The sequence below is a fragment of the Geodermatophilus sp. SMS 5-13 genome, assembly GCF_059428245.1.
The window spans coordinates 4,120,399-4,142,822 of the sequence record NZ_CP165729.1; the positions used below are offsets into that span (position 1 = coordinate 4,120,399).

A 22,424-nucleotide genomic window follows, 5' to 3' on the forward strand; every position below is an offset into this window, starting at 1 on the left:
CGCCATGCAGACACCGTTCACGCAGCTCGTCGGCTGCTCTGTCCCGATCCAGCAGGCGCCGATGGGGCCGGTGTCGTCACCGGAGCTCGTCGCCGCGGTCGCCAACGCCGGCGCCGTCGGCAGCATGACGATGATGGGCATGTCGGCCGACGCCGTGGCCCGGCGCCTCGACGCGATGAGGGACCGCACCGACGGCGTCCTCGCCGCGAACTTCCTCACCGAGGACGTCGACGAACGCGCGGTGGCGGCCGCCGCCGGGCGGGTGCGCGTGGTCGACTTCTTCTGGCTGGACCCGCGGCCGCGGCTGGTCGAGCTGGCGCACGAGTCCGGGGCGCTGGTGAGCTGGCAGGTCGGCTCGCTGCACGAGGCGTGCGACGCGGTGGACGCCGGCTGCGACCTCCTCTCGGTGCAGGGGACGGAGGCCGGCGGGCACGTCCGCGGCCGCCAGCCGCTGCTGCAGCTGCTCGGCGAGGTGCTCGACGCCGTCGACGTCCCGGTCCTGGCGGCGGGCGGCATCTCCGACCTCGCCTCGCTCGCCGCGGTACTCTCGGCCGGGGCGGCCGGCGCGCGCATCGGCACGAGGTTCATCGCGACCACCGAGTCCGGCGCGCACCCGGTGTACAAGCAGGCGCTCGTCGACGCCGAGGACGACGCCACGCAGATCACCGGCGCCTTCGCCGTGTGCCCGCTGTGCGCGACGAACCCCCACGCCCGGGTGCTGCGCAGCGCCATCGAGGAGGTCGGCGGCGCGGACGACCCCGTCGGCACCCTGGACGGCAGCGGCGGCCCCACCCCGCTCCCCCGCGGCGCCGGCGTGCCGCCGTCCGTCGCCGTCCACGGCCGGGTGGAGGCGATGGCGCTCTACGCCGGGACCGGCGTGGGTGCGGTCGGCAGCATCCGGCCGGTCGCGGAGGTCATCACCGAGTTGATGGCCGGCGTCGGCGCCCAGGCGTAGCCGACACGCGGGGCCCCGGGGCTCATAGCGTGTCCCCGGGTCGCTCCCTCACCATGGGCGGGTGGGTTACTTCGGGACGTTCATCTACCGCGACGGCGAGTGGCAGGACCACGGCGGCGGCACGACCGAGCTGGTCGTCGACATCCACGACAGCGACATCGCGACCGTGGACTACCGCCCCGCACCCCCCGGACTCGGCCGCTTCTACCTCGGCGTCCAGCCGCGGGACTACTTCGAGGACCCGGACGCCAGCCGGCCGCTGGACGTCCCCGCCGAGGTCGACGGGTTCGTGGACTGGGCCGAGCAGGCCCTCGGGCACGCGCCACGGCCGGACGACGTCCGCGAGCTCGTCGCCGAGAACGGCACCACAGTCCCCGACGAGGACTTCGTCGAGGACACCGTCGCCCGCCTGATCCAGCTGCTCGGCCTGCCGCTGCCGCCGGCGCTGGAGGAGGTCACGAGCTAGCGGGCGTCAGCTCGAGCGCTCCAGGTTGCGCTCGTCCCACTCCGTCGGCGAGGTGCTCCACACCAGCGAGGCGGCCACCTCCCGCCCGTCGGGCAGGGTGACCCGCAGCAGCCCCTGGTGGATGTCCTCGGCCGGGCTGTGACCGGCGGGGTGGGTGCAGTGCACCTCGCGGCCGAGTGCGACCTCGACCCACGCCGGGCAGGCGCTCACCGGGAACCGCCCGGCGCGAGCACCGAGTGCGGGAACGGGTCGTCGTCCGCGAACGAGCCCACGGTCGCGAAGGCCGACAGCCCCGCGGCGGCCACGACCGTCAGCACGGTCGCGGCGGCTCTCCTGACGATGCGGCCCACGGCGACAGCCTGACCGGTCCGGCTGACATTCCGTGACGACGGCGTCTCCGATTACCCCGTCAGTGCAGGCCGTTCCCCCGCGCAGGGGACATGCCTCGGGCCCCGCTCGTCTTCCCCCGTGCAGGACGAGCGGGGCCCGCTGGCTTCCCCCAGGGGGGCTCATCACCCCCGCACCGAGAACTCTGACGGCCGATCCGCGAGATCAACTCCACGCATGCGCAAGAAATCCTCGAGAACCGCGTACCCCTCTCGGCGCCCGCGGCGATGACAGGGGTGAGAGGGCCGCGCCCCGGCGGAGACCCCCGCCTCCGGCGGGGCGCGGCCATCTCGCCCTTCCCCGTACTGGAGTAGTTCTCTAGAGTTCTTCTCCATGCAGGGGACTGCGGACCGGCTGCTCGCCGCGGCGCTGCCGCTGTTCGTCGCGCACGGGTACGCCGGCGCCTCGCTGGAGCAGGTGCGCCGGGACGCCGGGGTGTCCAACGGCAGCCTCTACCACCACTTCCCGCGCCGGGCCGACCTGGCCGCCCGGCTGCTCAACGACGGCATGCGGCGCTGCCAGCAGGCGGTCCTCGACGTGGTGGCCGAGGAGCGCGCCGCGGAGGACGTCGTCCGCTCCGTCGTGACCGAGCAGCTGCGCTGGATCGAGGAGAACCCGGACGTGGCCCGGTGGATCTTCAGCGACCTCCCGGACGAGGTGCTGCTCGCCGCCGAGCCCGACCTCAGCGCGGACGCCCGCCGCTACGCCGTGGCCGTCGGCGACTGGCTGGAGCGGCAGGGCGCGACGGGGGTGCTCGTCGCGGGGTCGTTCGGGGTCCGGCACGCGCTGTGGCTCGGGCCCGCGACGGAGTTCGCGCGGCACTGGCTGCGCGGGCGTTCCCGCCAGCGGCCCAGCGAGGCGGCGGCCGACCTGGCCGAGGGCGCCTGGCGGGCGCTGACCACCCGGGAGGAACCGTGACGGCACTCCGGCAGGACGTCGCCGACTTCGTCCTCGGCCTGCCGGTCGCGGCGGCGCTCGGGCTGACCTTCGAGGAGCTCGACGACGGCCGGGCGGTCAGCCGGCTGGCGTGGCGGCCCGAGCTGTCGCACGCGCCCGGCGCCTTCCAGGCCAGCCCGATCGCGGCCCTGGCCGACTTCACCGGCGTGAGCGCGGGCCTGACCCTCTTCCCGCCCGCGACGCCGGCGGCGACCGCGGACTACACCGCCAAGTTCCTCGCCGAGGCGCGCGGCGAGTCGCTCAGGGCGCGCGCCCGCGTCCTGCGCGCGGGCGCGCTCACCGTCTCCGCGGTCGACGTCTTCGCCGTCGCGGACGGCGACGAGCGGCTGTGCGCCACGGCGCTGGTCACCGCCCGCGTCTTCAGCGGTCGCTGAGCCGCAGGACGTGCAGGCCGTGGTTCTTGTCGGACAGGTAGACGTAGCCGCGGGCGTCGACGAGCACGTCCTCCGACTGCGTGACCAGGTCCTTCGGCAGCAGCCCGCGGCGCTCCGCCGGGTCGTCGGGCAGATAGGAGGCGACCTCGCGCGGCAGGTACTCGTCGGAGATGTCGTAGACCCGCAGGCCCGCGTTGAACCAGGTCAGGAACATCAGCTCGTCGGAGTCGAACAGATGCGGGTCGCCGTTCTGCGGGTGGTGCTGGTTGTGCGGCCCGAACCGGCCCCCGCGCAGTGAGAAGTTCCGATAGCCGGCGTCGTCGTCCGGCACCGGGATCGGCAGCAGCGACACCAGCCGCGGCTTGGTCTCGTCGCTGATGTCGACGATGCCGGCGAAGTTGTACGGCTCCTGGCTGCGCTCGGCGATCGCCTCGGTGTTGACCAGCAGCAGGCCGCGCTCCGGGCGCGGGACCGCCGTGTGCATCGCGATCATGCTGGCGAACGCCGACCCGATCTCCAGCCGCGACACCTGGCGCGGCCGGGTCACGTCGGAGATGTCCAGGACGACCAGGCCCGCCGCCCCGTACGGCAGGTAGGCGCGGTCCCCCTCGACGTAGGCCGGGCCGTGCAGCGAGATCCGCTGCGCCGGTGCGGCACCGCCGGAGGTGAACTGCTCGGGCACGAACCACCGCCCGGCCACCTTCGGCTCGCGCGGGTCGGCGATGTCGAGGATCACGTAGATGTTGCCGTCGAACCCGGGCTGGTGGGCGGCGCAGTGCACATACCGGCCGCCGGTCCAGTGGTTGCGGTGGACGCCGTTGTCGCCGGTGCGCCAGTGCCCGAGAAGCTGCGGGGACGTCGGGTCGGAGACGTCGAAGATGCGCACGCCCTCGTCACCGGGCCGGGACGGGTCCCCGCCCCAGGGCACCGGGATGTGCTCCATGCCCTGCACGAGCAGGCCGTCGGCGACCTGCACCTGCCAGGTGGCGGTGTGCTCCGGTCCCTCGATGGCGGCCGCGAGCCTCGGGCAGGCCGGGTCGGTCACGTCGATGACCGAGATCCGCGGCTCCCAGAAGTGGGTCGCGTAGAGGTACCAGCGCTCGCCCACCACCTGCAGCGCCAGCTTGAACACCGGGCTGCCGGCGACGTCGGTGTAGGAGACGAGCCCGAGCCCGCGGGCGCGGGCACCGGGGGCGGCCGGACCGCCGCCCCCGGTGCCGCTCACAGCGCCGCCTCGGCCATCAGGCCGGCGAGGCGGTCGTCGGGCTCCAGGCACGCGACGCCCCCGGAGACCCGGTCGGTCACCCAGACCAGCCGGTCGCTGTCGACGAACAGGTCGTTCGCCTGCGGCGCCGCCTGGCCCTCGGGCGGCGTCGACACCCAGTGGCCGACCTCGACGACGTGCTCCGGGTCGGCGGTGTCGTACACCCGCAGGCCGGCGTTGAAGTACGTCGCGAACAGCAGCCGCTCGCTGCGGTAGGAGCCGGCCCGGTTCTCGTGCAGGTTGTGCGGGCCGTACCGCAGCTCCTGCGCGCCGTAGTCGGCCTCCGCCGGCCCGGGGAACCGGGACACGTACCCCGCCTGGTCGCCCGAGACGTCGAGCAGGTGGATGAACAGCTCCCGGGCACCGGGCCCGTCCTTCTGCTGCTCGTCCGTCGCCGCCACCAGGCCCCGCCCCGGCAGGGGCAGGCAGGTGTGCGTGGCGTCCCCGCCCCAGGTCAGGGAGTCGACCTGCTTGGGGTTGGCCATGTCCGAGACGTCCAGGACGACGAGGTTGGCGTCGTCGTAGCCCATGTAGGCGCGGTCACCGGCGACGAGGGCGTGGTGCGCGGCGTACCGCTTGCCCTCGGGCCAGGTCGGCTGCTCGCCGGCCTCGACCCACTGCCCCGGCCACCACCACTTCGCGACCGGCGTCGGGTTGGTCGGGTCGGCCATGTCGACCACGACCCAGATCCGGTCGTTGAACCCGGGCGGGGTGGCCGACATGTGCGCGTACCGGCCGCCCTCCCAGACGATCCGGTGCACGCCCCGGCCGCCGCACTCCCAGAACCCGATCTGATGGGGGTCGAGCGGGTCCTCGAGGGAGTAGACCGCCAGCCCCGCCGACCACGGGCCCCGCGGGCCCGGAGGCCGGAGCGGGAATCCCTCGTGGTTGGTCAGCAGCAGCCCGTCGGCGACCTGCACCTTGTGGGTGTGCGTGTTCGCCGGCGCATCCCACTGGCGGACCAGGCGGGGACGGGCCGGGTCGGCCACGTCGAGGATCGACGTGCCCGCCCCGGTGGTGCCGTTGTGGGCGACGTAGAGGACGTCACCCTCGCGGAGCACCTGCATCCCGTCCCCGCGGCCGCCGAGATCGTGCTGCGACAGCAGCCGCAGCCCGTCGGCGGAGGCAGTGCCTACGGTCACTGCACGTCCGCGAGCGCCGGACGCAGCGGCAGACCGAGGGCCTTCTGGGCCCGCCACAGCGGCACCAGGTTGGTGAACTCGCGCCAGTCGGTGTTCGGCGGGATGACCTCGAGCTCGGTCTGGGTCTTGATGAAGTCATCCATGTCCGCGACCTCGAAGCCGCCGTCACCGGTGTGGTAGTCGGCCGCGTTCTCGTGCTCGTACGCGTCCTTGTACTCCTGCGGCAGCTCGAAGCCGTTGTCCTCGGCGAGCGTCAGGACGGCGTCCTTGTTGGCGAAGTCGTTGATGTACTGCCGCGCCTTGAGCGTGGCGGTCAGGAACGCGGCCACGGTCTCCGGGCTCTCCTGCAGCAGGCTGCCGACCGACCAGCCGTTCTGCGGCACCTGGTCGACCTCCTCGAACAGGAACTTGCCGCCCTCGGCCTCCAGCAGGCTGCGGTGGCGCAGCTGCAGCGAGGCGCCGTCCACCGTGCCGGCGATGACCGACTGCAGCCGCTCGTTGGACTGGCCGCCGGTGCTGACCAGCTTGACGTCCTTGTCGGGGTCGAGCCCGTTGTCGGTCAGCAGCTTCCGGATCAGGAAGTCGTTCCGCGAGCCGAACTGACCGCCGGTGATGGTCTTGCCGCGGAGGTCGTCGGCCGTCTCGATGCCCTCGCGGACGCCGAGGATGTTCGCCTCGCCGCCGAGGTAGGTGGACAGGAAGGTGATGTCGCCGGCGCCCTTGGCGGCCGCGGCGATCGCGGTGTCGGTGTCGTAGAGCGCGAGGTCCAGCGAGCCGCCGATCAGCGCGGGCAGCGGGTCCTCGATGGTCTTGATCTCGACGTTGTCGATGCCGACCTCGTCGAAGTAGCCCTGCTCCTCGGCCACCAGGATGTCCTCGTGGAAGAGGTAGTAGGGGTTGTCGACGCCGACGACGAGGTCCTTCTTGACCTTCGAGGTGTCGATGTCGCCGCTGATCTCCGACTCGCTGGCCGGCGTCGCGGGCGCGGCGTTGCCGCCGCCGCCCGAGCCGCCGTCGTCCGAACCGCAGGCGACCAGGGTGGCGAGCAGGGCCAGCGTGGCCCCACCCGACAGCAATCGATTGCGCAGCATTGCGTACCTCTTCCTTGTGTCGAACCGGATCCGGGGTTCCCTCTGCCGGACCGGCTTCGGGAGAGTCGAGAAGGGGGTCAGGCGCCGACCTCGCGCCAGGGGGCGACGCGCCGCTCCAGCCAGCGCATCAGCTGGACCAGCGACACCGACATCACCGCGAGGATGATCAGCGTCGCGTAGAGCATCGGGGCGTCGAACTGGTCGCCGGCGCGGTCGAGCAGGAAGCCCAGGCCGTTGCCGCCGCCGCCCAGCAGCTCACCGATCAGCATGCCGACCAGGCCGCGGGCGATGCCCTGGTTGATGCCGGAGATCACGAACGGCAGGGTGAAGGGCAGGATGATCTTCGAGTAGGTCTGCAGCCGGCTGGTGCCGAACACGCGGCCGGCGCGCAGCAGCGACGGGTCCACGGTCTTCACGCCGGCCATGCAGTTGACCATGATCGGGAACACCGCGGACAGCACGATGATCGTCAGCTGCATCTCGTTGCCGAAGCCCAGGATGAGGATCAGCAGCGGGATCAGCGCCACGCGCGGCAGCGACGTCATCGCCCACACGTAGGGCGACAGGATCAGGTCGGCGGTCTTGCTGGCGCCCATGAACAGGCCGACCGGGATGCCGATCGCCGCCGAGATGGCCAGGCCGATCAGCAGGTTCGAGATGCTGTGCCACAGCTGCGGGGGGATCGTGCCGTCGGCGAAGCCCTCGAACATCGCCGCGAAGGTGTCGCTGATCCTCGGGAAGAACAGCGGGTTGACCGCCTCGGACCGGGCGACGAGCTCCCAGATCACGAAGAACACGGCCAGGTTGACGACGGTGATCGTGGCGTTGCGGAACGGCGCGAAGCGGGAGACCTTCAGGTCCTCTGTGACGGCGCTGCGGGCCGGGACGGCGGTCGCCTCGGGCGCCGGGACGCCGGCGTGGGTCGTGGCCATCGGGACTACTTCGCCTCCTTGGCGCCCAGCGCCTCGTCCTGCAGCAGGGCCCAGATGTGCTCGCGCAGCTGGGCGAAGCGGGGATCGCTCTTCGCGTCACCGGTGAGCCGCGGCCGCGGGAGGTCGACGTCCACGACCTCCTTGATCCGGCCGGGCCGGTGGGAGATCACCGCGACGCGGTCGCCGAGCATGACCGCCTCGTCGATCGAGTGCGTGATGAAGACGACCGTCTGCCGGGTCTGGGCGATGATCTTCTCGAACTCGGCCTGCATGGCCTCGCGGGTCATGGCGTCGACCGCGCCGAACGGCTCGTCCATGAGCAGGATCGCCGGCTTGGTGACCAGCGCGCGGGCGATGCCGACCCGCTGGCGCATGCCGCCGGAGAGCTCGTGCGGGTAGTGCTTCTCGAAGCCGGTGAGGCCCACCAGGGCCAGCGCCTCGGCGACGCGGTCCGCCTGCTCGCTCTTCGACGGCTTCTCGCCGCGGTTCTCCATCGCGAAGTAGACGTTGCGCTCGACCGTGCGCCACGGCAGCAGCGCGTAGTCCTGGAAGACCATCGCGCGGTCGGCGCCCGTGCCGCGGACCGGCTGCCCGTCGACCTCGATCGTGCCCTCGAGGGGCTTCACGAAGCCGGCGATCATGTTGATGAACGTGCTCTTGCCGCACCCGGACGGGCCGACGATGGCGAGGAACTCGCCGCGGCGGATCTCTAGGTCGACGTCGCGCAGCGCGATCAGCCGCGTCTTCTTCCGGCGGTTCTCATAGCCTGCGGTCACGTCGCGGGCGACGATGACGGTGTCCGACCCGGACTGCGGGGCGGCCTGCGCTCGCCCCCCTGCCCCGCCGTGGATGCCGGAGTAGGGGGCGGCGTCCAGCCGACCCCCAGCCGCGGTCTGCACCATGCGTTTTCGCTCCTGCCTCGATGCGCCACTGCAAACGATTGCCGGGATGCTAGGCAGGAACCCCCTGTGAGGTCAATCACCTGGGGGCGCCGATTCGCGGTCGTGACCCGAACGCGCTCTCCGGACGTGGAAACGGTTCTTCCGGAACGCCCGGTCGGTTGGGGACAATCGATTGCGCACCGCCGCCTCGCCACGATCAGCTCAGCTCACCGCAGCGCGTCCTGGCTCACCTCCCACGCTGAGCCAGGACGCCGCACGATCACCTCAGCTGATCGTGGCCACCGGCTCAGGTCAGCGCGGCGCGACGCGGGTCGAACAGGCCGATCGGATGGCGCGTCGTCCCCTCGGTGACGAGGTCGGCGAGGACCTCCCCCACCACCGGCACGAACTTGAAGCCGTGACCCGAGAACCCGCAGGCCACGGTCACCTGCTCGTGCTCCGGGTGGGGCGCGACGACGAAGTGCTCGTCGGGCGTGTTCGTGTACATGCAGGCTGCCCCGGTCACGAACCGCCCGGGCAGGGTCGGCATCACCGCGCGCAGCCGGTCGGCGATGAACGCGACCTCCTCGGGGTGGACGACGCGGTCGATCGTCTCCGGCGTGCACGGCGTCCCGTGGCGGAAGATCGCCGTCTTCACGCCGCCGTCCGGGCCGTCGATCGCGGGGAAGCCGTAGAGCTGCAGGTCGTCGGCGGCGCCGTGGATCCAGATCGGGTGCCGCTCGAACGGCCCGACGCCGCCCTCCGGCTCGAACCAGTACATGACCTGCCGCTCGACGGTGAACGGGACGCCGAGGTCGGCGAGCAGCTGCGGCGCCCAGGCGCCGGGGCAGATCACCAGCTGCGCCGCCTCGTAGCTCCCGGCGGCCGTGGTCACCCGCACGCCGCCGGGCGTCGCCGTCCACCCGACGGCCGGCTCGTCGAACCGCAGCTCGGCGCCGGCGCGCGCGGCCAGGTCCAGGTGGGCCTGCACGGAGGCCTCGGGCCGGACGAAACCGGCGACGTCCTCGTAGACCGCGACCTCGTCGTCGGCCGGGGTCAGCGTCGGGAACCGGCGCCGGATCTCGGGGGCGTCGAGCACCTCGTGCGGCAGGTCGTGCTCCCGCGCCGAGGCGAGCGCACCGGCCACGGTGAGCACCTCCGGGTGGCCGACGTAGACGCCGCCGGTGATCGTGAGCAGGTCGGCGCCGGAGTCGCGTTCCGCCCGCTCCCACAGCTCGTAGGCGCGCAGGGCCAGCGGCACGTAGGCCGGGTCCTCGAAGTAGGCCTGCCGGATGATCCGCGACCCGCCGTGGCTCGAGCCGAGGGCGTGTGCCGGGCCGAAGCGCTCGAGCCCGAGCACGCGCTGCCCGCGGGCGGCCAGGTGCGCGGCGGCCGCGCTGCCCATGCCGCCGAGGCCCAGGACGATGACGTCGACGTTCACCCCGTCATCCTTCCCGACACCGGGGCTCGCCGGTCAGTACCGGAGCTTCTCCAGCACCTCCCGCTGGGCGGGGGTGATCGGAACGGCGGCGGTCCGCGAGCCGTCGACCAGGACGAACGTGAACTCGACGTCGCCGGCGTCGGCGCCGTCCTGCTCGAGCGCCAGGCCGACGACGAACGACGTGGTCCCGATGCGTCTCAGGGTCACGTCGACGGTGAGCTCACCGGTGAACAGCTCCCGCCGGAAGTCGCTCGCGGTGTGCCGCATGGCGAGGTCCATCGGCGCGATCGCGGGCAGGCAGTACTCCCGCAGGGCCAGCTGCCAGGCGTCCGAGGCCGTCTCGATGGCCAGGTAGAACGGCACGTGCCGGGTGGTCGGCGTCGTCCCGTCCCGCCCCGGCCGGTGGGTCATCGGGACGACGAAGCGCGGCACTGGTCCTCCTGATTGACGTGGGCGTCACATAGCAGGTTAGCGCGGGACCGGCGTCCACTCCCCGTGCTGCCGCAGCGGCGCCTTGAGCACCTTGCCGCCGGCGTTGCGCGGCAGCGGGCCCTCGAGCACCCGCACGAACTGCGGCACCTTGAAGTCGGCCAGCTGCGCCCGGGCGAAGGCGGCCAGCGATGGGATCAGCTCCCCGGCCGGCACTCCCTCCCGGGCCAGGACGACGGCGCCCACCTTCTCCCCCATCACCGGATCCGGCACGCCGACGACCGCGACCTCGACCACGTCGGGGTGCGCGCAGAGCACGTTCTCCACCTCGACGCTGTACACGTTCTCGCCGCCGCGGTTGATCATGTCCTTGGCGCGGTCGACGATCCGCACGACGCCGTCCGTGAGGGTCGCCATGTCACCGGTGTGCAGCCAGCCGTCGACGAAGGTCTCCGCCGTCCGCGCCGGGTCGCCCCAGTAGCCGGCCACCACGTTCGGCCCTCGGATCAGCAGCTCCCCCACGCCCTCCGCCGAGGGGCGGTCGATGCGCAGGTCGTTCACGGGCGTGGCGAAGCCGACCGTGTCGGCGTGCGACGCGGCGTACTCGTCCGGCAGGAAGGTGGCCAGCGCCGAGGTCTCCGACAGCCCGAAGCCGTTGCCGAGCCGCGCATGGGGGAAGGCCGCGCGCAGCCGGTGCACCAGCTCGGGCGCGATGGGCGCGCCGCCGTAGCTGAGCGTGCGGATGCTGGACACGTCGGTCGTCGCGAAGTCCGGGTGCCGCAGGACCAGCTCGTAGATGGTCGGCACGCTGGTGACCAGGGCGATCCGGTACTGCTCGATGGCGCGCAGGAAGGCGGCCGGCTCGAACCGCGGCAGGATCACCGCCGTCCCGCCGATGCGGACCTGGGTCATCATCTGCGAGGTGCAGCCGGTGACGTGGAACAGCGGCACGCTGATCAGCGTCGTGAGCGGTTCGTCGCTCTCGCGCGGCAGCTTCCGCACGCGGATCACGGTCTCCGCCGACGTCAGGAAGTTCTCGTGCGTGGTCATGGCGCCCTTGGGCCGCCCGGTGGTGCCGCTCGTGTAGAACAGCGCGGCCAGGTCGCCGTGCGCGGGATCGGGCAGCTCCCGGGGTTCGCCGTCGGGCAGCTCCCCCGCGATGACGGTGGCCGCGCCGCAGTCGTCGAGGACGAACCGCACCTCGGCCTCCGCCAGCCGGGTGTTCACCGGGACGACGACGCCGCCGGCGAGGTGGGTGCCCCAGAACGCGAGCACCCAGTCCAGGCCGTTGCCCAGGCGGACGGCGACGCGGTCGCCGGGTGCGACCCCGAGGTCCGCGAGCCCGCCGGCGACGCGGCGCGCGCGGTCCCACAGCTCGGCGTAGGTCGCCGACGGCCCGCCCGGCTCGACGACGGCGGTGCGCTCGGGATGGCGCTCCACGGTGTCGCGCAGCATCGCGACGAGGTTGCGGTGCAGGCCCGTGTAGCGGCGGATCCCGTCGGGGCCGACCTCGGTCCCACTGGTGTCGAAGGGGGTGTCCTGGTGCACGTCTGGCCATTCTGCGCCGGAGAGCTGCGCCACCCCGGGCCGGCTCAGGCGGAGAGGTCCTCCGCGTGCAGCACCCCGCGGCCGCGCTCCTTGGCGCCGTACATGGCCAGGTCGGCCTCCTGGAGGACCTGCTCGAACGTCGACCCCGGCGCGGCCATGGCCAGCCCGATGCTGACCGAGACGTGCACGCTGCGCCGCCCCACCTCGACCTCGTCGACCAGGGCGGCGACGAGCCGTTCCCCGACCGTTGCCGCCGTCGTCCGGTCCAGACCCGGCAGGACGGCGGCGAACTCGTCGCCGCCGAGCCGCCCGACCACGGCGTCCGGGACGTCGCCGAGGTGCTCGCGCAGCCGTTCGGCGAGCCGCACCAGCAGCGCGTCGCCGACCGCGTGCCCGGCGCGGTCGTTGACCTCCTTGAACCGGTCGACGTCGATGAAGAGGACGGCGCCGCCGCCGGTGAGCGCCTCCCGGCCGGCGTCGAGCAGGTGGCCGCGGTTGGCCAGGCCGGTGAGCGGGTCCTGGCGGGCGATGCGGGTCATGGCCTTTCGCCAGCCGTCGGCCTCGGTGGCCACGGTGGTCAGCCGCTCGACGGTGTCGTGCAGGCCGAGCCGCTGCTGCGCGTCGGCGTCCGGCGCGAGCTCGCGGACCGCCGCGGCGAGCAGGTCGAGCACGTCCTCGAGCGGGCTGCCGGTGGCCACCGCCTCGAGCGCCCGGCCCTGCAGGGCGAGCAGCCGCGCGTCCCACTGGTGGGCGGCGACCTGGCGGCGCAGCGAGAGCACGGTGCGCACCAGGCGGACCTGGATCTGCAGGACGTCGAGCTCCGCGCCGGAGAAGCTGCGCGGCTCGTCGTCGAAGACCCCGAGCGAGCCGAGGACGAAGCCGTCCTCGTCGACGAGCGGCACGCCGAGGTAGGCGCGGATCGCGCCGGCCGCGACCGCCGGGTTCTCGGCGAAGACCGGGTGCTCCTGAGCGTCGGGCACCTCGAGCGGCGCGCCCATGGCGACGACGTAGGCGCAGAACGAGAGCTCGTCGGGGACGTGCGAGTACGCGGCCCCCACGCCGATCTCGGCGGGGAAGCACTGCAGGTCCGGGCCGACCAGGTTGATGATCGCGATCGGAGCGTCGAGGGCACGGGCCATGTAGGAGACGACGGCGTCGAGGTCGGAGTCGCCGGCGTGGCCGGTCAGGCGGTAGCTGTCGATGGCCGCAAGACGGGCTGGATCGGCGACGGCGGCGCGGGGGCTCAGCACGGCGCGCACCGTAACCGCCGACAGTGACTATTTGAACACTCATCGGTGTCGTAGCCCAGGTTCCGATACCGGATGCCGCTGAAACTGTCGCATTGTGCAAGCACGTCGCTAGCATGATGCGAGTGCGAACGCTCTACCTGCGCAATGTCCCTGACGACGTCGTCAAGCGCCTGGAACGGCTTGCGGCCGTGGACGGCACCTCGGTGAGTGCGGTCGCCGTCCGGGAACTGGCCGCGGTCTCGCGTCGGGCCGACAACCGGCTGCTGCTCGATGCCCTGCCCGACCTGGAGATCGCATCGGCAGCGATCGTCGCGGCGGTGGCCGCGGAGCGTCCCGAGCGTTGATCGTCGTCGACTCCTCGGCGGCGATCTCCGCGCTGCTCAACGCCGGGCCGGCGAGGGAGGCCATCAGCGGCGAGCAGGCCCACGTCCCGCACCTCGTCGACGCCGAGGTCACCAGCGGCCTGCGCCGGCTGGTGGCCGGTCGGCACCTCACCGCCGACCAGGGCTGGGCGGCGCTGGACACCTGGCGCCGGCTCGGGATCACCCGGCACCCGATGGTCGGCCTGGTGGCGCGGATGTGGCAGTTACGGGACAACCTCTCCGCATACGACGCGGCCTACGTCGCGCTCGCCGAGGTGCTGGACTGCGCGCTGCTCACCGCCGACGGCCGGCTCAGCAGGGCGAGCGGGCTGCTCTGCCCCGTCACTCTCGTCCCCCGGTAGCCGTCCCAGGGCGGCGGGCCGACCGGTCGCCCCCGCTCCTGGACTCGATCAGGGCGCGGACCAGTGCGGGTCGCGGCCGGTGAGGCCGAGCACGCGGTCGAGCACCGGGGCGTCGTCCGGGACCGGCACGACGGGACCGAACTGCCCGTTGCGCATCTCCTCGTTGCCCGGCTGGTTGAACACGGTGACCAGCTCCAGGCACGCCTGGGCCGACGCCGGGTCGGCGCGGTACTCCTGGCCGGTCGCGACGGCGAGGTCCCAGCCGTGCACCAGCACCTCGTTGAGCGCCACGCCGCCCATGGCCTGCGCCGGCAGCCGGGCACCGCCGACCTCGGCGAACCCCTCCCACGCCGCGGGATCCCGCCACGCCGCGGCCAGCGCCTCGAGCTGCGCGGGCAGCACGGTGCGCCAGTCGGGCACCAGGTGGTCCGCGGACGCCTGCGGACCCCCGGACAGCGGCGTCTTCTCGGCACCCATCCGGAAGGCGAGCGTCAGCCCGACCAGGTGGTCGAGCAGCCCGGCCACCGGCGTCCCCTCGTTCGGCGTCGGCCCGGGCAGCTGCTCGTCCCGCACACCCGCCACGATCCGGGCGACCTCGGCGGTCTGCGGGCCGAGGTCCAGCGTCGTCGTCTGCATGCCGGTTCGACCGGTAGGGCCGCCGGAACTCATCGCCGCGCGGTCAGGGGAGGAAGTCCAGCAGTCCGCTGCCACCGCTCCTCGGGGAGCCGGTCAGGACGTCCAGGGCGGCGCTCGCCGTGGACTCGGGGCGGCGGTCCAGCGGTGCGCCGTGCCGGGGGCCGCGGACCGTGAGCAGAGCGCCGATGCCGGTCACCACCCAGCCGGCTGCGAGCATGCCGGCGCCCGGCGCGGGTGCTTCCTCCAGCAGATACCAGCCGAGTCCGACCACCCCGCCGCCCGCCAGGACGGCGAGCCCGCCCAGCCTGCTCACGTCAGCGCGTCCAGCAAGGCGCCGACGGCGTTCGCCGCCTCGGGGACGGCGGAGTCCCTGCCCGCCACCGGCGGCCGGCCGTCCGTCGTCCGGATCGGCGTCCGGACGGCGTTCCGCTGCGCCAGGACGGCGCCGAACAGCACGCTCGCGCCGACGAGGCCGAAGCCCAGCGGCGGCGCCGTCTCCAGGAACCAGGCACCGCCCACGACGGCACCCGCGCACACCACGACGCCCAGCACGACGAGCCACATCCTCACGACCGTTCTCCTCTCGATCTCGTCGCCGAGGAGGGTGCGGTCCGCCGCTTGGAACCGGCATGGGCCCCGCTACCCTCCGGTCACGGCTCGTTTCCCCGCGGGTCGTGCCGGGGGTGGTGGGAGTGGACGACGACGCACTCGACCTGCCGAGCGCCGGACCCGAGCCGATCCCCCTCGACACGGCGCTGGCCGCGGTTCTCGGCTACGCCCGCGGACGGCGGCCGCTGCGGTTCCGGTCCCCGTCGCACCCCGAGGGCCGCTGGGTGCAGGTGCTCGCCTTCGGCTACGAGCGCTTCGACCGCCGGCCCCGGGTGGAGGGGCCGCCCCGCGACGACGACGTCCTCGTGGCCGAGGGGCTGCACGGGCGGCTGGACCCGTCCTCCTGGACGACGGTGCGCACGGCGCTGGACGACGTCGGCCCGCTGGTGACCGCGCTGCACGACCGCGCTCGAGGGCAGGCCTTCTGGGAGCTGCCGGCCGCCGAGTTCGACGTGCTCGAGGAGCCCGGCACGGCCGGGGCGCTGCTGCGCGACCTCGGCGCCCGCCCGCTGGCGCACGTGGTCTCGGCGGCGCTGCACCACCGCTCCCCCGCGCTCGTGCCGCACCTGAGCCCGACCACCCGGCGGCAGCTGTGGCCGCACGTGCAGGAGGGCGACAGCGGCGTCGAGGCGGTCGTGCACCGCGAGCTGCGGGCCGGCGCGCGGGCGTTCGCGCTGCTCGAGGAGGCCGTCGCCGACCTGCTCGGCACCTGGCTGACCCGGCTGCGGCTGCACGACGTCCTGCTGTGGCTGTCCGGCAGCCTGCGCCTCACCCACGCCGTGGCGCTCGGCCAGGCCAGCGAGGAGTGGTCGCGCCGGCCCGTCGGGGTATGAGCAACGGCCGGGGCGTCGTCCGCCTGCTCAACACCTCCGGAGGGCGGGCGCTGTGCCTGGCCGGCGTCGTCGACGCCGCGGCCGTCGACGCCTTCGTGCGCCGCTACGGGCGCGAGCCGGCACGGATCGACTGCATCGACGCGGGCTCGGTGATCTCGCTGTCGCCGCGGGCGCGGGAGCTGCTGCGTGAGCACCTCGAGGCGGCCGAGCGGGCGGGGCGGCCGGTGACGATCCGCCGGTCACCCGCGGTCGACCGGGCGCTGGCCGGGACGGCGTAGTCAGCCGAGCAGCGGCCCCAGCCGGCGGGCGAACTCCGCCACCACCTCCAGGTACGCGGCGGGCGCCGCGGGGTCCGCGCCGCGCACGGTGATCAGGACGGCGGCCACCAGGGCCCCGGCCGGCGAGCGCACCGGGACGGCGGCGCAGGCGACGTCGTCGTGCAACTGGCCGGCCTGCACCGCGCACCCCCGCCGCTGGACCTCGCGCAGCTCGGCGTCGAGGTCCGACTCGCGGACGACGGTCCGCGCGGTGACCCGGTGCAGCCGGGACGGGTGCAGGAGCTCCTGCCAGTCGGGCTGCTCGGCCAGCAGCAGCTTGCCGGCCGCCGAGGCGTGCAGGTGCCGCTCGAGGAGCTCCGGCGCCTGCAGCGGGTGGTCGGGGTCGATGTCGGCGCAGCGCAGCGCGGTCGGCGTGTAGAGCACCAGGTGGACGCCGGCGCGCACCCGGCCGCGCAGCTCGGCGACGACCTCCCGGGCCGCCGTCGACAGCGGTGCCGGGCCGTTGCCGCCGGTCAGCCCGGCGACCTTGCGGCCGAGCGCGAACCCGTGCAGATCGGGCAGCCGCACCAGGTACTCCTCGCCGACCAGCAGGTTGAGCAGCCGATAGGTGGTCGCGGGCGGCAGCCCCAGCTCCGCGGCCACCTCCTTGGCGGTGACGCCGGCGCCGGCGTGCGCGACGGTCTCGAGGATGGACAGCGCGCTCTGCACCGCCTTCGGCTGGCGGCCGGTGAGCCCCCGGTCGACGGCCGGCGTCATCGCACCGGCCCGGCCGGCAGGCTGCCGGGGAGCACGCTGCTCGCCGTCGCCTGGTCGTAGACGCCCACCGCCCGCAGCCGGTCCGGCGCCCGCCACCGCAGCCACACCGCCCAGAGCACCCCGGGCAGCAGCGCGGCGAGGAAGACCACCGTCATGGCCTGCCCGCCCCACAGCGACGCGCCCGCCATCGCCGCGCCGAGCCCGAGCACCCCCGCCCCGGCGGCGAGCAGCCCGGCGACGGCCGCGAGCGGCGTCAGCTCCCCGATGCGGCGCAGGAACAGCGGCATGGCCAGGCAGGCCAGCACGTAGGCGAGCACGTAGCCGAAGGCGGAGACGGTCAGCGCACCGGTGAGCACCGCCCGCGGTCCCGCGCCCGCGGCGAGCGCGATCACCGGCACGCCGACGACGGCCGGCAGCACCAGCGCCAGCGCGCGGTGCGGCGTCTCGAACCGCGGGTGCGTGCGGCCGAGCGCGGCCGGGAGCACGCCCTCGCGGGCCATGGAGAACAGCACCCGGCCCAGCGCGTTCGTCGAGCCGGTGACGCAGGCGAAGAACGACGCGGCGATGCCGAGGTCGAGCAGCCGGCGCAGCACGCCCAGCCCGTCGCGGTCGGCCAGCTCGGCCACCGGCACCGGGCTGGTCAGCACGTCCAGCGGGGCCGCGCGCAGCAGCACCACCTGGGCGACCGCCGCCGCGAAGAACAGCAGCCCCGCCACGGCCGGCGTCCACAGCACCGCCCGCGGGACGGCGACCAGCGGACGGCGGGCCTCGACGCCGAGCGTGGCCGCGCTTTCGAACCCCATGAACGCGGTCACGCCGAGCACCACGCCCACCGCGACCGACCCCCAGTGCACCGAGGCGTCGACCACCGGCGCCGCACTGCCCGGCGCGCCCCGCGGGCCGAGCAGCAGCACCCCGAGCACGAGCAGGACCAGCACGATCGAGAACACCTCGAGGGCGAGCGCGATGCGCGCGGAGAGCTGGATGCCGCGGATCGCGCACAGGGTGGCGAGCAGGCCGAGCCCGGCCCCCATCCCCAGGACCACCGGCGGCGACGGGTCGAGGCCGAGCAGCCCGGCGAGGTACACCGCGGACCCGACCAGCGCGGACATCGCCACCGCGGCGTAGCCGATGAGCAGCGCCCACCCGCCGACGAGCGCCCCGACCGGGCCCAGCCCCTTGGCGGTGTAGCTGTAGGTGCCGCCGACCGCGGCCATCCGCCGGCCGAACTGGGTGAGGCACCAGCCGACCAGCAGCACCAGCGCGGTGGCCGCGACGAACGCCGGCAGCGTGGCCGCCCCGGACTCCACGAGCACGATCGACGGGACGACGACCATCGCCGCCGACGGCGCGAGCGCCGACACCGACTGCGCGAGCACCTCGACGAACGAGAGCCGCCTGCGCCGCAGCCCCGCGACCGGCGACCGCGCCGGCAGCTGCACGACCGGGCTGCGCTGCGCCATGCCGCTCCCCTCGGGTGGTGGTGCGCGAGCGTAGCCACCAGGCGGGTCACCAGCGGAGTTCTCGAGCGGAGTTCTCGAATGAGAAAAGTGTGAGCGCGGTCTCCCGTTCGATGTCACGCCGATGTTTCCGATTTATGACGGTTGTGTAACCAGCCCGGCCCGCCGGAGGATCAGGCTGTCGTGCCATCGCCGTCCGCCCCCGGCAGTTCCGCTGCCGCCGCCCCGGAGGTCGCCCATGGCCACCGTCTCTTCCTCAACCGCCGACACCGCCGAGCACCATCGCCTGACCGGCCGACTCGGCCCGGGCGCCATCGTGTTCATGGTGGTCGCCGCCGCCGCACCCCTGACCGTCATCGCCGGCTCCGTGCCCATCGGCATCGCCGCCGGCAACGGCGCCGGCTACCCGGCGATGTACATCGTCTCGGCGGTCGTGCTGTTCTTCTTCGCCGTCGGCTTCACCGCGATGACCCGGCACGTGCCGAACGCCGGCGCCTTCTACTCCTACATCGGCACCGGCCTCGGCCGCGGCGCCGGGCTCGGCAGCGCGCTGGTCGCGCTGATCAGCTACATCACCGTCCAGGGCGCCGTCTACGGCTACATCGGCTTCCTGCTCGGCGACCTGGTCTCCGGGTACGGCGGGCCGTCGCTGCCCTGGTGGGTCTGGACGTTCGCCGTCCTCGCCGTCACCGGGCTGCTCGGCTACCGGCACATCGAGCTGTCGAGCAAGGTGCTCGGTGTCCTGCTGGTCGCCGAGATCGCGATCGTGCTGATCATGGACGCCGGGATCATCGGCCACGGCGGCGGCCCCGAGGGCTTCTCGACGGCGATGTTCCAGCCCTCGCAGATCCTCTCCGGCTCGCCCGGCATCGGGCTGATGTTCGCCATCGCCGGCTTCATCGGCTTCGAGGCGACGGCGATCTTCCGCGACGAGGCCCGCGACCCGAACCGCACCATCCCCCGCGCCACGTATCTCGCCCTGGCTCTCATCGGGGTCTTCTACACGCTCTCGTCGTGGGCCATCGTGAGTGCGTGGGGCGACAGCTCGATCGTCGAGGCGTCCGCGGCCGACCCGGGCGGCATCGTGGTCACGACCGCCCAGCAGTACGTCGGCACCGTGATCGGCGACATCATGCAGGTGCTCTTCGTGACCAGCTTGTTCGCGGCGATCCTGTCGTTCCACAACGTGCTGTCCCGCTACGCGTTCTCGCTCGGCAACACCGGCGTGCTGCCCGGGATCTGCGGCCGCAGCCACGCCCGGCACGCCTCGCCGCACGTCGCCTCGCTGATCACGACCGCGGTCGGCGCGCTGCTCATGGCGATCTGCGCGATCGCCGGTCTGGACCCGGTGCTGGAGATCTTCACCTGGCTGGCCGGCATCGCCAGCGTCGGCATCGTCCTCCTGATGCTGCTGGCCTGCCTGGCCGTGCTCGTGTTCTTCCGGCGCACCGGGCTGGACCGCCGGCCATGGCACTCGCTGATCGCGCCCGCCCTCGGCCTGGTCGGCCTGGGCCTGATCCTCGTGCTGCTCGTCAAGAACCTGCCGCTGCTCATGGGCGGCAACACCGCGCTCGGGGTCGGCGCCGGCGTGCTGCTCGCCGTCGCCCTGGCCGCCGGCTGGGCGCTCGCCAAGGCCCGTCCGAACGCCGCCCGCAACCTCACCACGGCGTCCCTCGCCGACAACGCACCGCAGATCTGAGGAGAGAGAACCCCATGACCCTCACCGCTCCGCAGTCCACCGCCACCCACCCGTTGTCGCGGATGACGCCCGAGGAGATCACCGCCGCCCGCGAGGTCGTCCAGGCCGCCGGGCTGGTGAAGGAGAGCACCAAGTTCGTCTACGTCGGCCTCGAGGAGCCGCACAAGCGCGACGTCCTCGCCTGGTCCCCCGGCCAGCCGCTCGAGCGGCGGCTGCGGGTGCTGCTGCTCGACCGCGCCACCGGCGCCGGCCGCGACGTCATCGTCTCGGTCACCGGGCGCGCCGTCGTCCGCGACGAGGAGATCAACGCCGTCGCCGACGGCCAGCTGCCGATCCTCGACGCCGAGTTCGAGGCCATCGAGCCGATCCTGGCCACCGACGAGCGCTGGATCGCCGCGATGGCCAAGCGCGGCCTCGAGGTCGCGAACGTGCGCGCCGTCCCGCTGTCGGCCGGTTCCTACTTCCCCGACGAGTTCGGTCACCGCGTCGTCCGCGTGCTCGGGTTCCACCAGGCCGACGAGGCCGACCTGCCGTGGGCGCACCCGGTCGACGGGGTGGTCGCCTACGTCGACATCACCCGCGGGGTGGCCACCGCGGTGCACGACCACTTCGACCTGCCCGTGCCGGCCGAGCGCGGCGAGTGGGACGGCGAGGCGCACCCGGCGACGCCGCGCGACCTCAAGCCGATCGAGATCACCCAGCCCGAGGGACCGAGCTTCACGGTCGAGGACGACGTCGTCCGCTGGGCCGGCTGGGAGTTCCGGGTCGGCTTCGACCCCCGCGAGGGGCTGATCCTCAACCAGCTCTCGATCGACGGCCGCTCGGTGGTCTACCGCGCCTCGATCGCCGAGATGGTCGTGCCCTACGCCGACCCCTCGCCGGTGCGGTTCTGGCAGAACTACTTCGACACCGGCGAGTACCTCTTCGCCCGGTACGCCAACTCGCTCGAGCTGGGCTGCGACTGCCTGGGCGAGATCCACTACTTCGACGCGCTGCTCGCCGACGAGGACGGCAATCCGCGCACCATCACCAACGCCATCTGCCTGCACGAGGAGGACTACGGCGTCGGCTGGAAGCACACCGACCTGTTCAACCAGATGGCCGAGACGCGGCGCTCGCGCCGGCTGGTGATCAGCTTCTTCACCACGATCGGCAACTACGACTACGGCTTCTACTGGTACCTCTACACCGACGGCACGATCCAGCTGGAGAGCAAGGCCACCGGCATCGTCTTCACCTCCGCCTACCGCGGCGAGGACCACCCGTACGCCACCGAGATCGCGCCCGGGCTGGGGGCGCCGTTCCACCAGCACCTGTTCTCGGCCCGGCTGGACATGGCCGTCGACGGCCAGCAGAACACCGTGCACGAGGTGGACGCGGTGCGGGTGCCGATGGGCGACGGCAACCCGTACGGCAACGCGTTCACCCGCCGGCTGACCCCGCTGACCCGGGAGTCGGAGGGCGGCCGGGTCACCGACGCCACGGTCGGCCGCACGTGGCACGTGGTCAACCAGGCGAAGACCAACCGGCTCGGCCAGCCCGTCGGCTACGCCCTGCATCCGCAGAACCAGCCGCTGCTGCTCGCCGACGAGCAGTCCTCGATCCACCAGCGGGCGACGTTCTCGACGAGGAGCCTGTGGGTGACCGAGTACGACCCGGCCGAGCGGTATCCGGCCGGCGACTTCGTCAACCAGCACCCCGGGGAGGGCGGGCTGCCGTCGTTCGTGGCGGACGACGCGCCACTGGAGGACGCCGACGTCGTCCTGTGGCACACCTTCGGGCTGACCCACTTCCCGCGGCCCGAGGACTGGCCGGTCATGCCGACCGACTACACCGGCTTCACCCTCAAGCCGGTGGGCTTCTTCGACCGCAACCCCGCCCTCGGGGTGCCGCGGTCGACGTCCTCGCACTGCGCGCACGAGGGATGACGAGCGCCGTCGCGGCCGCCCGGCCGGGGGTTCTCTCCCTCGGCCGGGCGGCCGCCCCGCTCGCCCTGGCCTCCGCCGCGGTGCACCTGCTGCAGGTGGGCGGGGACTCCCTGGGCGGGCTGGTCCTCGCCGCGATGGCGCTGGCCTGCCTGCCCTGCGCCTGGCACCTGTGGCGCTCGCCGACGGCGTCCGTGTGGGGGCTGACCGCCGCGGTCGACGCCGGAATGCTGCTGCTGCACGCCACCCTGATGACGCAGCACCAGCACGTCCACGCCGGCGCCGGCGGGCTGATGTGGACCGGCACCGCGCTCGTTGTCGGTCAGCTGGTGCTGGCCGCCGGCGCCGCGCTCACCCGGCGCCCGTCCGTCTAGGGCTCGAGGGGCC

Annotated in this window: 27 protein-coding genes; 11 read left to right on the forward strand and 16 right to left on the reverse strand. The window is 73.4% G+C overall.

Features of this window, described 5'->3' with window-relative positions; all coding sequences use genetic code 11:
• The first annotated feature begins 4 nt into the window (after window positions 1-4).
• Window positions 5-955, forward strand: coding sequence for an NAD(P)H-dependent flavin oxidoreductase (locus AB3388_RS19895; RefSeq protein ID WP_495407046.1), 951 nt, complete (start codon window positions 5-7; stop codon window positions 953-955).
• Between the two features lie 61 nt (window positions 956-1,016).
• Window positions 1,017-1,421: a hypothetical protein gene (locus tag AB3388_RS19900; protein WP_495407047.1), complete on the forward strand. Its 405-nt coding sequence runs from the start codon at window positions 1,017-1,019 to the stop codon at window positions 1,419-1,421.
• 6 nt (window positions 1,422-1,427) lie between these two features.
• Here the strand turns inward: AB3388_RS19900 and AB3388_RS19905 are convergent, their stop codons facing one another.
• Both AB3388_RS19905 and AB3388_RS19910 read right to left on the reverse strand, forming a co-directional pair.
• A complete protein-coding gene (locus tag AB3388_RS19905; RefSeq protein WP_495407048.1) occupies window positions 1,428-1,631 on the reverse strand; it encodes a hypothetical protein in 204 nt (67 codons plus the stop codon).
• A complete protein-coding gene (locus tag AB3388_RS19910) occupies window positions 1,628-1,771 on the reverse strand; it encodes a hypothetical protein (RefSeq protein ID WP_495407049.1) in 144 nt (47 codons plus the stop codon). Before AB3388_RS19910 ends, AB3388_RS19905 begins: the two co-directional genes overlap by 4 nt.
• A gap of 370 nt (window positions 1,772-2,141) precedes the next feature.
• On the opposite strand from AB3388_RS19910, the gene AB3388_RS19915 reads away from it, so the two are divergent.
• Window positions 2,142-2,726, forward strand: coding sequence for a TetR/AcrR family transcriptional regulator (locus AB3388_RS19915; RefSeq protein WP_495407050.1), 585 nt, complete (start codon window positions 2,142-2,144; stop codon window positions 2,724-2,726).
• A complete protein-coding gene (locus tag AB3388_RS19920; RefSeq protein WP_495407051.1) occupies window positions 2,723-3,139 on the forward strand; it encodes a PaaI family thioesterase in 417 nt (138 codons plus the stop codon). Before AB3388_RS19915 ends, AB3388_RS19920 begins: the two co-directional genes overlap by 4 nt.
• On the opposite strand, the gene AB3388_RS19925 is transcribed toward AB3388_RS19920, so the two are convergent.
• From AB3388_RS19925 to AB3388_RS19965, 9 genes are all read right to left on the reverse strand, one after another.
• Window positions 3,126-4,364 (reverse strand): LVIVD repeat-containing protein, encoded by a 1,239-nt coding sequence (locus tag AB3388_RS19925; RefSeq protein ID WP_495407052.1) that lies wholly within the window; start codon window positions 4,362-4,364, stop codon window positions 3,126-3,128. The genes AB3388_RS19920 and AB3388_RS19925 overlap by 14 nt on opposite strands.
• The gene (locus tag AB3388_RS19930; RefSeq protein WP_495407053.1) at window positions 4,361-5,545 is read right to left on the reverse strand and encodes an LVIVD repeat-containing protein; all 1,185 of its coding nucleotides are present in this window, start codon (window positions 5,543-5,545) and stop codon (window positions 4,361-4,363) included. The genes AB3388_RS19925 and AB3388_RS19930 overlap by 4 nt, the downstream gene beginning before the upstream one ends.
• Window positions 5,542-6,636 carry an ABC transporter substrate-binding protein gene (locus tag AB3388_RS19935; RefSeq protein WP_495407054.1) on the reverse strand — a complete coding sequence of 365 codons (1,095 nt, stop codon included), beginning with the start codon at window positions 6,634-6,636 and terminating at the stop codon, window positions 5,542-5,544. Before AB3388_RS19935 ends, AB3388_RS19930 begins: the two co-directional genes overlap by 4 nt.
• 77 nt (window positions 6,637-6,713) lie before the next feature.
• Window positions 6,714-7,568 (reverse strand): ABC transporter permease, encoded by an 855-nt coding sequence (locus tag AB3388_RS19940; protein ID WP_495407055.1) that lies wholly within the window; start codon window positions 7,566-7,568, stop codon window positions 6,714-6,716.
• A 5-nt stretch (window positions 7,569-7,573) separates the two neighbouring features.
• The gene (locus AB3388_RS19945; RefSeq protein WP_495407056.1) at window positions 7,574-8,470 is read right to left on the reverse strand and encodes an ABC transporter ATP-binding protein; all 897 of its coding nucleotides are present in this window, start codon (window positions 8,468-8,470) and stop codon (window positions 7,574-7,576) included.
• 286 nt (window positions 8,471-8,756) lie between these two features.
• Window positions 8,757-9,890, reverse strand: coding sequence for an N-methyl-L-tryptophan oxidase (solA, locus tag AB3388_RS19950; protein ID WP_495407057.1), 1,134 nt, complete (start codon window positions 9,888-9,890; stop codon window positions 8,757-8,759).
• Between the two features lie 33 nt (window positions 9,891-9,923).
• Window positions 9,924-10,322 carry an acyl-CoA thioesterase gene (locus tag AB3388_RS19955; protein ID WP_495407058.1) on the reverse strand — a complete coding sequence of 133 codons (399 nt, stop codon included), beginning with the start codon at window positions 10,320-10,322 and terminating at the stop codon, window positions 9,924-9,926.
• A gap of 36 nt (window positions 10,323-10,358) precedes the next feature.
• Window positions 10,359-11,867 (reverse strand): class I adenylate-forming enzyme family protein, encoded by a 1,509-nt coding sequence (locus tag AB3388_RS19960; RefSeq protein WP_495407059.1) that lies wholly within the window; start codon window positions 11,865-11,867, stop codon window positions 10,359-10,361.
• Window positions 11,868-11,911: 44 nt separating this feature from the next.
• On the reverse strand, window positions 11,912-13,117 hold the full coding sequence (locus tag AB3388_RS19965) for a diguanylate cyclase domain-containing protein (RefSeq protein ID WP_495407060.1): 1,206 nt from the start codon (window positions 13,115-13,117) through the stop codon (window positions 11,912-11,914).
• Window positions 13,118-13,239: 122 nt separating this feature from the next.
• On the opposite strand from AB3388_RS19965, the gene AB3388_RS19970 reads away from it, so the two are divergent.
• Together AB3388_RS19970 and AB3388_RS19975 are read left to right on the forward strand one after the other, a co-directional pair.
• Entirely contained in the window at window positions 13,240-13,461 is a 222-nt protein-coding gene (locus AB3388_RS19970; RefSeq protein ID WP_495407061.1) for a hypothetical protein, read from the forward strand.
• The gene (locus AB3388_RS19975) at window positions 13,458-13,841 is read left to right on the forward strand and encodes a type II toxin-antitoxin system VapC family toxin (RefSeq protein WP_495407062.1); all 384 of its coding nucleotides are present in this window, start codon (window positions 13,458-13,460) and stop codon (window positions 13,839-13,841) included. The genes AB3388_RS19970 and AB3388_RS19975 overlap by 4 nt, the downstream gene beginning before the upstream one ends.
• Before the next feature lie 48 nt (window positions 13,842-13,889).
• On the opposite strand, the gene AB3388_RS19980 is transcribed toward AB3388_RS19975, so the two are convergent.
• The 3 genes from AB3388_RS19980 to AB3388_RS19990 are packed head-to-tail and all read right to left on the reverse strand — an operon-like array spanning window position 13,890 to window position 15,047.
• Entirely contained in the window at window positions 13,890-14,477 is a 588-nt protein-coding gene (locus AB3388_RS19980; protein ID WP_495407063.1) for a TIGR03086 family metal-binding protein, read from the reverse strand.
• 43 nt (window positions 14,478-14,520) lie between these two features.
• Window positions 14,521-14,790: a hypothetical protein gene (locus tag AB3388_RS19985; RefSeq protein WP_495407064.1), complete on the reverse strand. Its 270-nt coding sequence runs from the start codon at window positions 14,788-14,790 to the stop codon at window positions 14,521-14,523.
• Window positions 14,787-15,047, reverse strand: a complete 261-nt coding sequence (locus AB3388_RS19990; protein ID WP_495407065.1) for a hypothetical protein — start codon at window positions 15,045-15,047, stop codon at window positions 14,787-14,789. Before AB3388_RS19990 ends, AB3388_RS19985 begins: the two co-directional genes overlap by 4 nt.
• Window positions 15,048-15,169: 122 nt before the next feature.
• Here AB3388_RS19990 and AB3388_RS19995 point away from each other — a divergent pair, with 122 nt between their 5' ends.
• Window positions 15,170-15,919: a hypothetical protein gene (locus AB3388_RS19995; protein WP_495407066.1), complete on the forward strand. Its 750-nt coding sequence runs from the start codon at window positions 15,170-15,172 to the stop codon at window positions 15,917-15,919.
• Window positions 15,916-16,197, forward strand: a complete 282-nt coding sequence (locus AB3388_RS20000; RefSeq protein ID WP_495407067.1) for a hypothetical protein — start codon at window positions 15,916-15,918, stop codon at window positions 16,195-16,197. Before AB3388_RS19995 ends, AB3388_RS20000 begins: the two co-directional genes overlap by 4 nt.
• Here AB3388_RS20000 and AB3388_RS20005 read toward each other — a convergent pair whose 3' ends face one another.
• Together AB3388_RS20005 and AB3388_RS20010 are read right to left on the reverse strand one after the other, a co-directional pair.
• Window positions 16,198-16,953, reverse strand: a complete 756-nt coding sequence (locus AB3388_RS20005) for an IclR family transcriptional regulator (protein WP_495407068.1) — start codon at window positions 16,951-16,953, stop codon at window positions 16,198-16,200.
• Complete coding sequence (locus tag AB3388_RS20010; RefSeq protein ID WP_495407069.1) at window positions 16,950-18,416, reverse strand: APC family permease; 1,467 nt, start codon at window positions 18,414-18,416, stop codon at window positions 16,950-16,952. The genes AB3388_RS20005 and AB3388_RS20010 overlap by 4 nt, the downstream gene beginning before the upstream one ends.
• A gap of 235 nt (window positions 18,417-18,651) precedes the next feature.
• Here AB3388_RS20010 and AB3388_RS20015 point away from each other — a divergent pair, with 235 nt between their 5' ends.
• Genes AB3388_RS20015 through AB3388_RS20025 form a run of 3 tightly spaced genes read left to right on the forward strand, consistent with a single transcriptional unit; the run spans window position 18,652 to window position 22,411 of the window.
• On the forward strand, window positions 18,652-20,112 hold the full coding sequence (locus AB3388_RS20015) for an APC family permease (RefSeq protein WP_495407070.1): 1,461 nt from the start codon (window positions 18,652-18,654) through the stop codon (window positions 20,110-20,112).
• A 14-nt stretch (window positions 20,113-20,126) separates the two neighbouring features.
• On the forward strand, window positions 20,127-22,040 hold the full coding sequence (locus AB3388_RS20020) for a primary-amine oxidase (protein ID WP_495407071.1): 1,914 nt from the start codon (window positions 20,127-20,129) through the stop codon (window positions 22,038-22,040).
• Window positions 22,037-22,411, forward strand: coding sequence for a hypothetical protein (locus AB3388_RS20025; RefSeq protein ID WP_495407072.1), 375 nt, complete (start codon window positions 22,037-22,039; stop codon window positions 22,409-22,411). Before AB3388_RS20020 ends, AB3388_RS20025 begins: the two co-directional genes overlap by 4 nt.
• The last annotated feature ends 13 nt before the right edge of the window (window positions 22,412-22,424 follow it).

What these genes read in the sequence shown, in the direction of transcription:
- AB3388_RS20005 (WP_495407068.1), bottom strand. Translation starts at nt 16,953, where the DNA reads ATGACGCCGGCCGTCGACCGGGGGCTCACCGGCCGCCAGCCGAAGGCG.
- AB3388_RS20020 (WP_495407071.1), top strand. Translation starts at nt 20,127, where the DNA reads ATGACCCTCACCGCTCCGCAGTCCACCGCCACCCACCCGTTGTCGCGG.
- AB3388_RS20010 (WP_495407069.1), bottom strand. Translation starts at nt 18,416, where the DNA reads ATGGCGCAGCGCAGCCCGGTCGTGCAGCTGCCGGCGCGGTCGCCGGTC.
- AB3388_RS20025 (WP_495407072.1), top strand. Translation starts at nt 22,037, where the DNA reads ATGACGAGCGCCGTCGCGGCCGCCCGGCCGGGGGTTCTCTCCCTCGGC.
- AB3388_RS20000 (WP_495407067.1), top strand. Translation starts at nt 15,916, where the DNA reads ATGAGCAACGGCCGGGGCGTCGTCCGCCTGCTCAACACCTCCGGAGGG.
- AB3388_RS19895 (WP_495407046.1), top strand. Translation starts at nt 5, where the DNA reads ATGCAGACACCGTTCACGCAGCTCGTCGGCTGCTCTGTCCCGATCCAG.
- AB3388_RS20015 (WP_495407070.1), top strand. Translation starts at nt 18,652, where the DNA reads ATGGCCACCGTCTCTTCCTCAACCGCCGACACCGCCGAGCACCATCGC.
- AB3388_RS19935 (WP_495407054.1), bottom strand. Translation starts at nt 6,636, where the DNA reads ATGCTGCGCAATCGATTGCTGTCGGGTGGGGCCACGCTGGCCCTGCTC.
- AB3388_RS19945 (WP_495407056.1), bottom strand. Translation starts at nt 8,470, where the DNA reads ATGGTGCAGACCGCGGCTGGGGGTCGGCTGGACGCCGCCCCCTACTCC.
- AB3388_RS19940 (WP_495407055.1), bottom strand. Translation starts at nt 7,568, where the DNA reads ATGGCCACGACCCACGCCGGCGTCCCGGCGCCCGAGGCGACCGCCGTC.
- AB3388_RS19980 (WP_495407063.1), bottom strand. Translation starts at nt 14,477, where the DNA reads ATGCAGACGACGACGCTGGACCTCGGCCCGCAGACCGCCGAGGTCGCC.
- AB3388_RS19915 (WP_495407050.1), top strand. Translation starts at nt 2,142, where the DNA reads ATGCAGGGGACTGCGGACCGGCTGCTCGCCGCGGCGCTGCCGCTGTTC.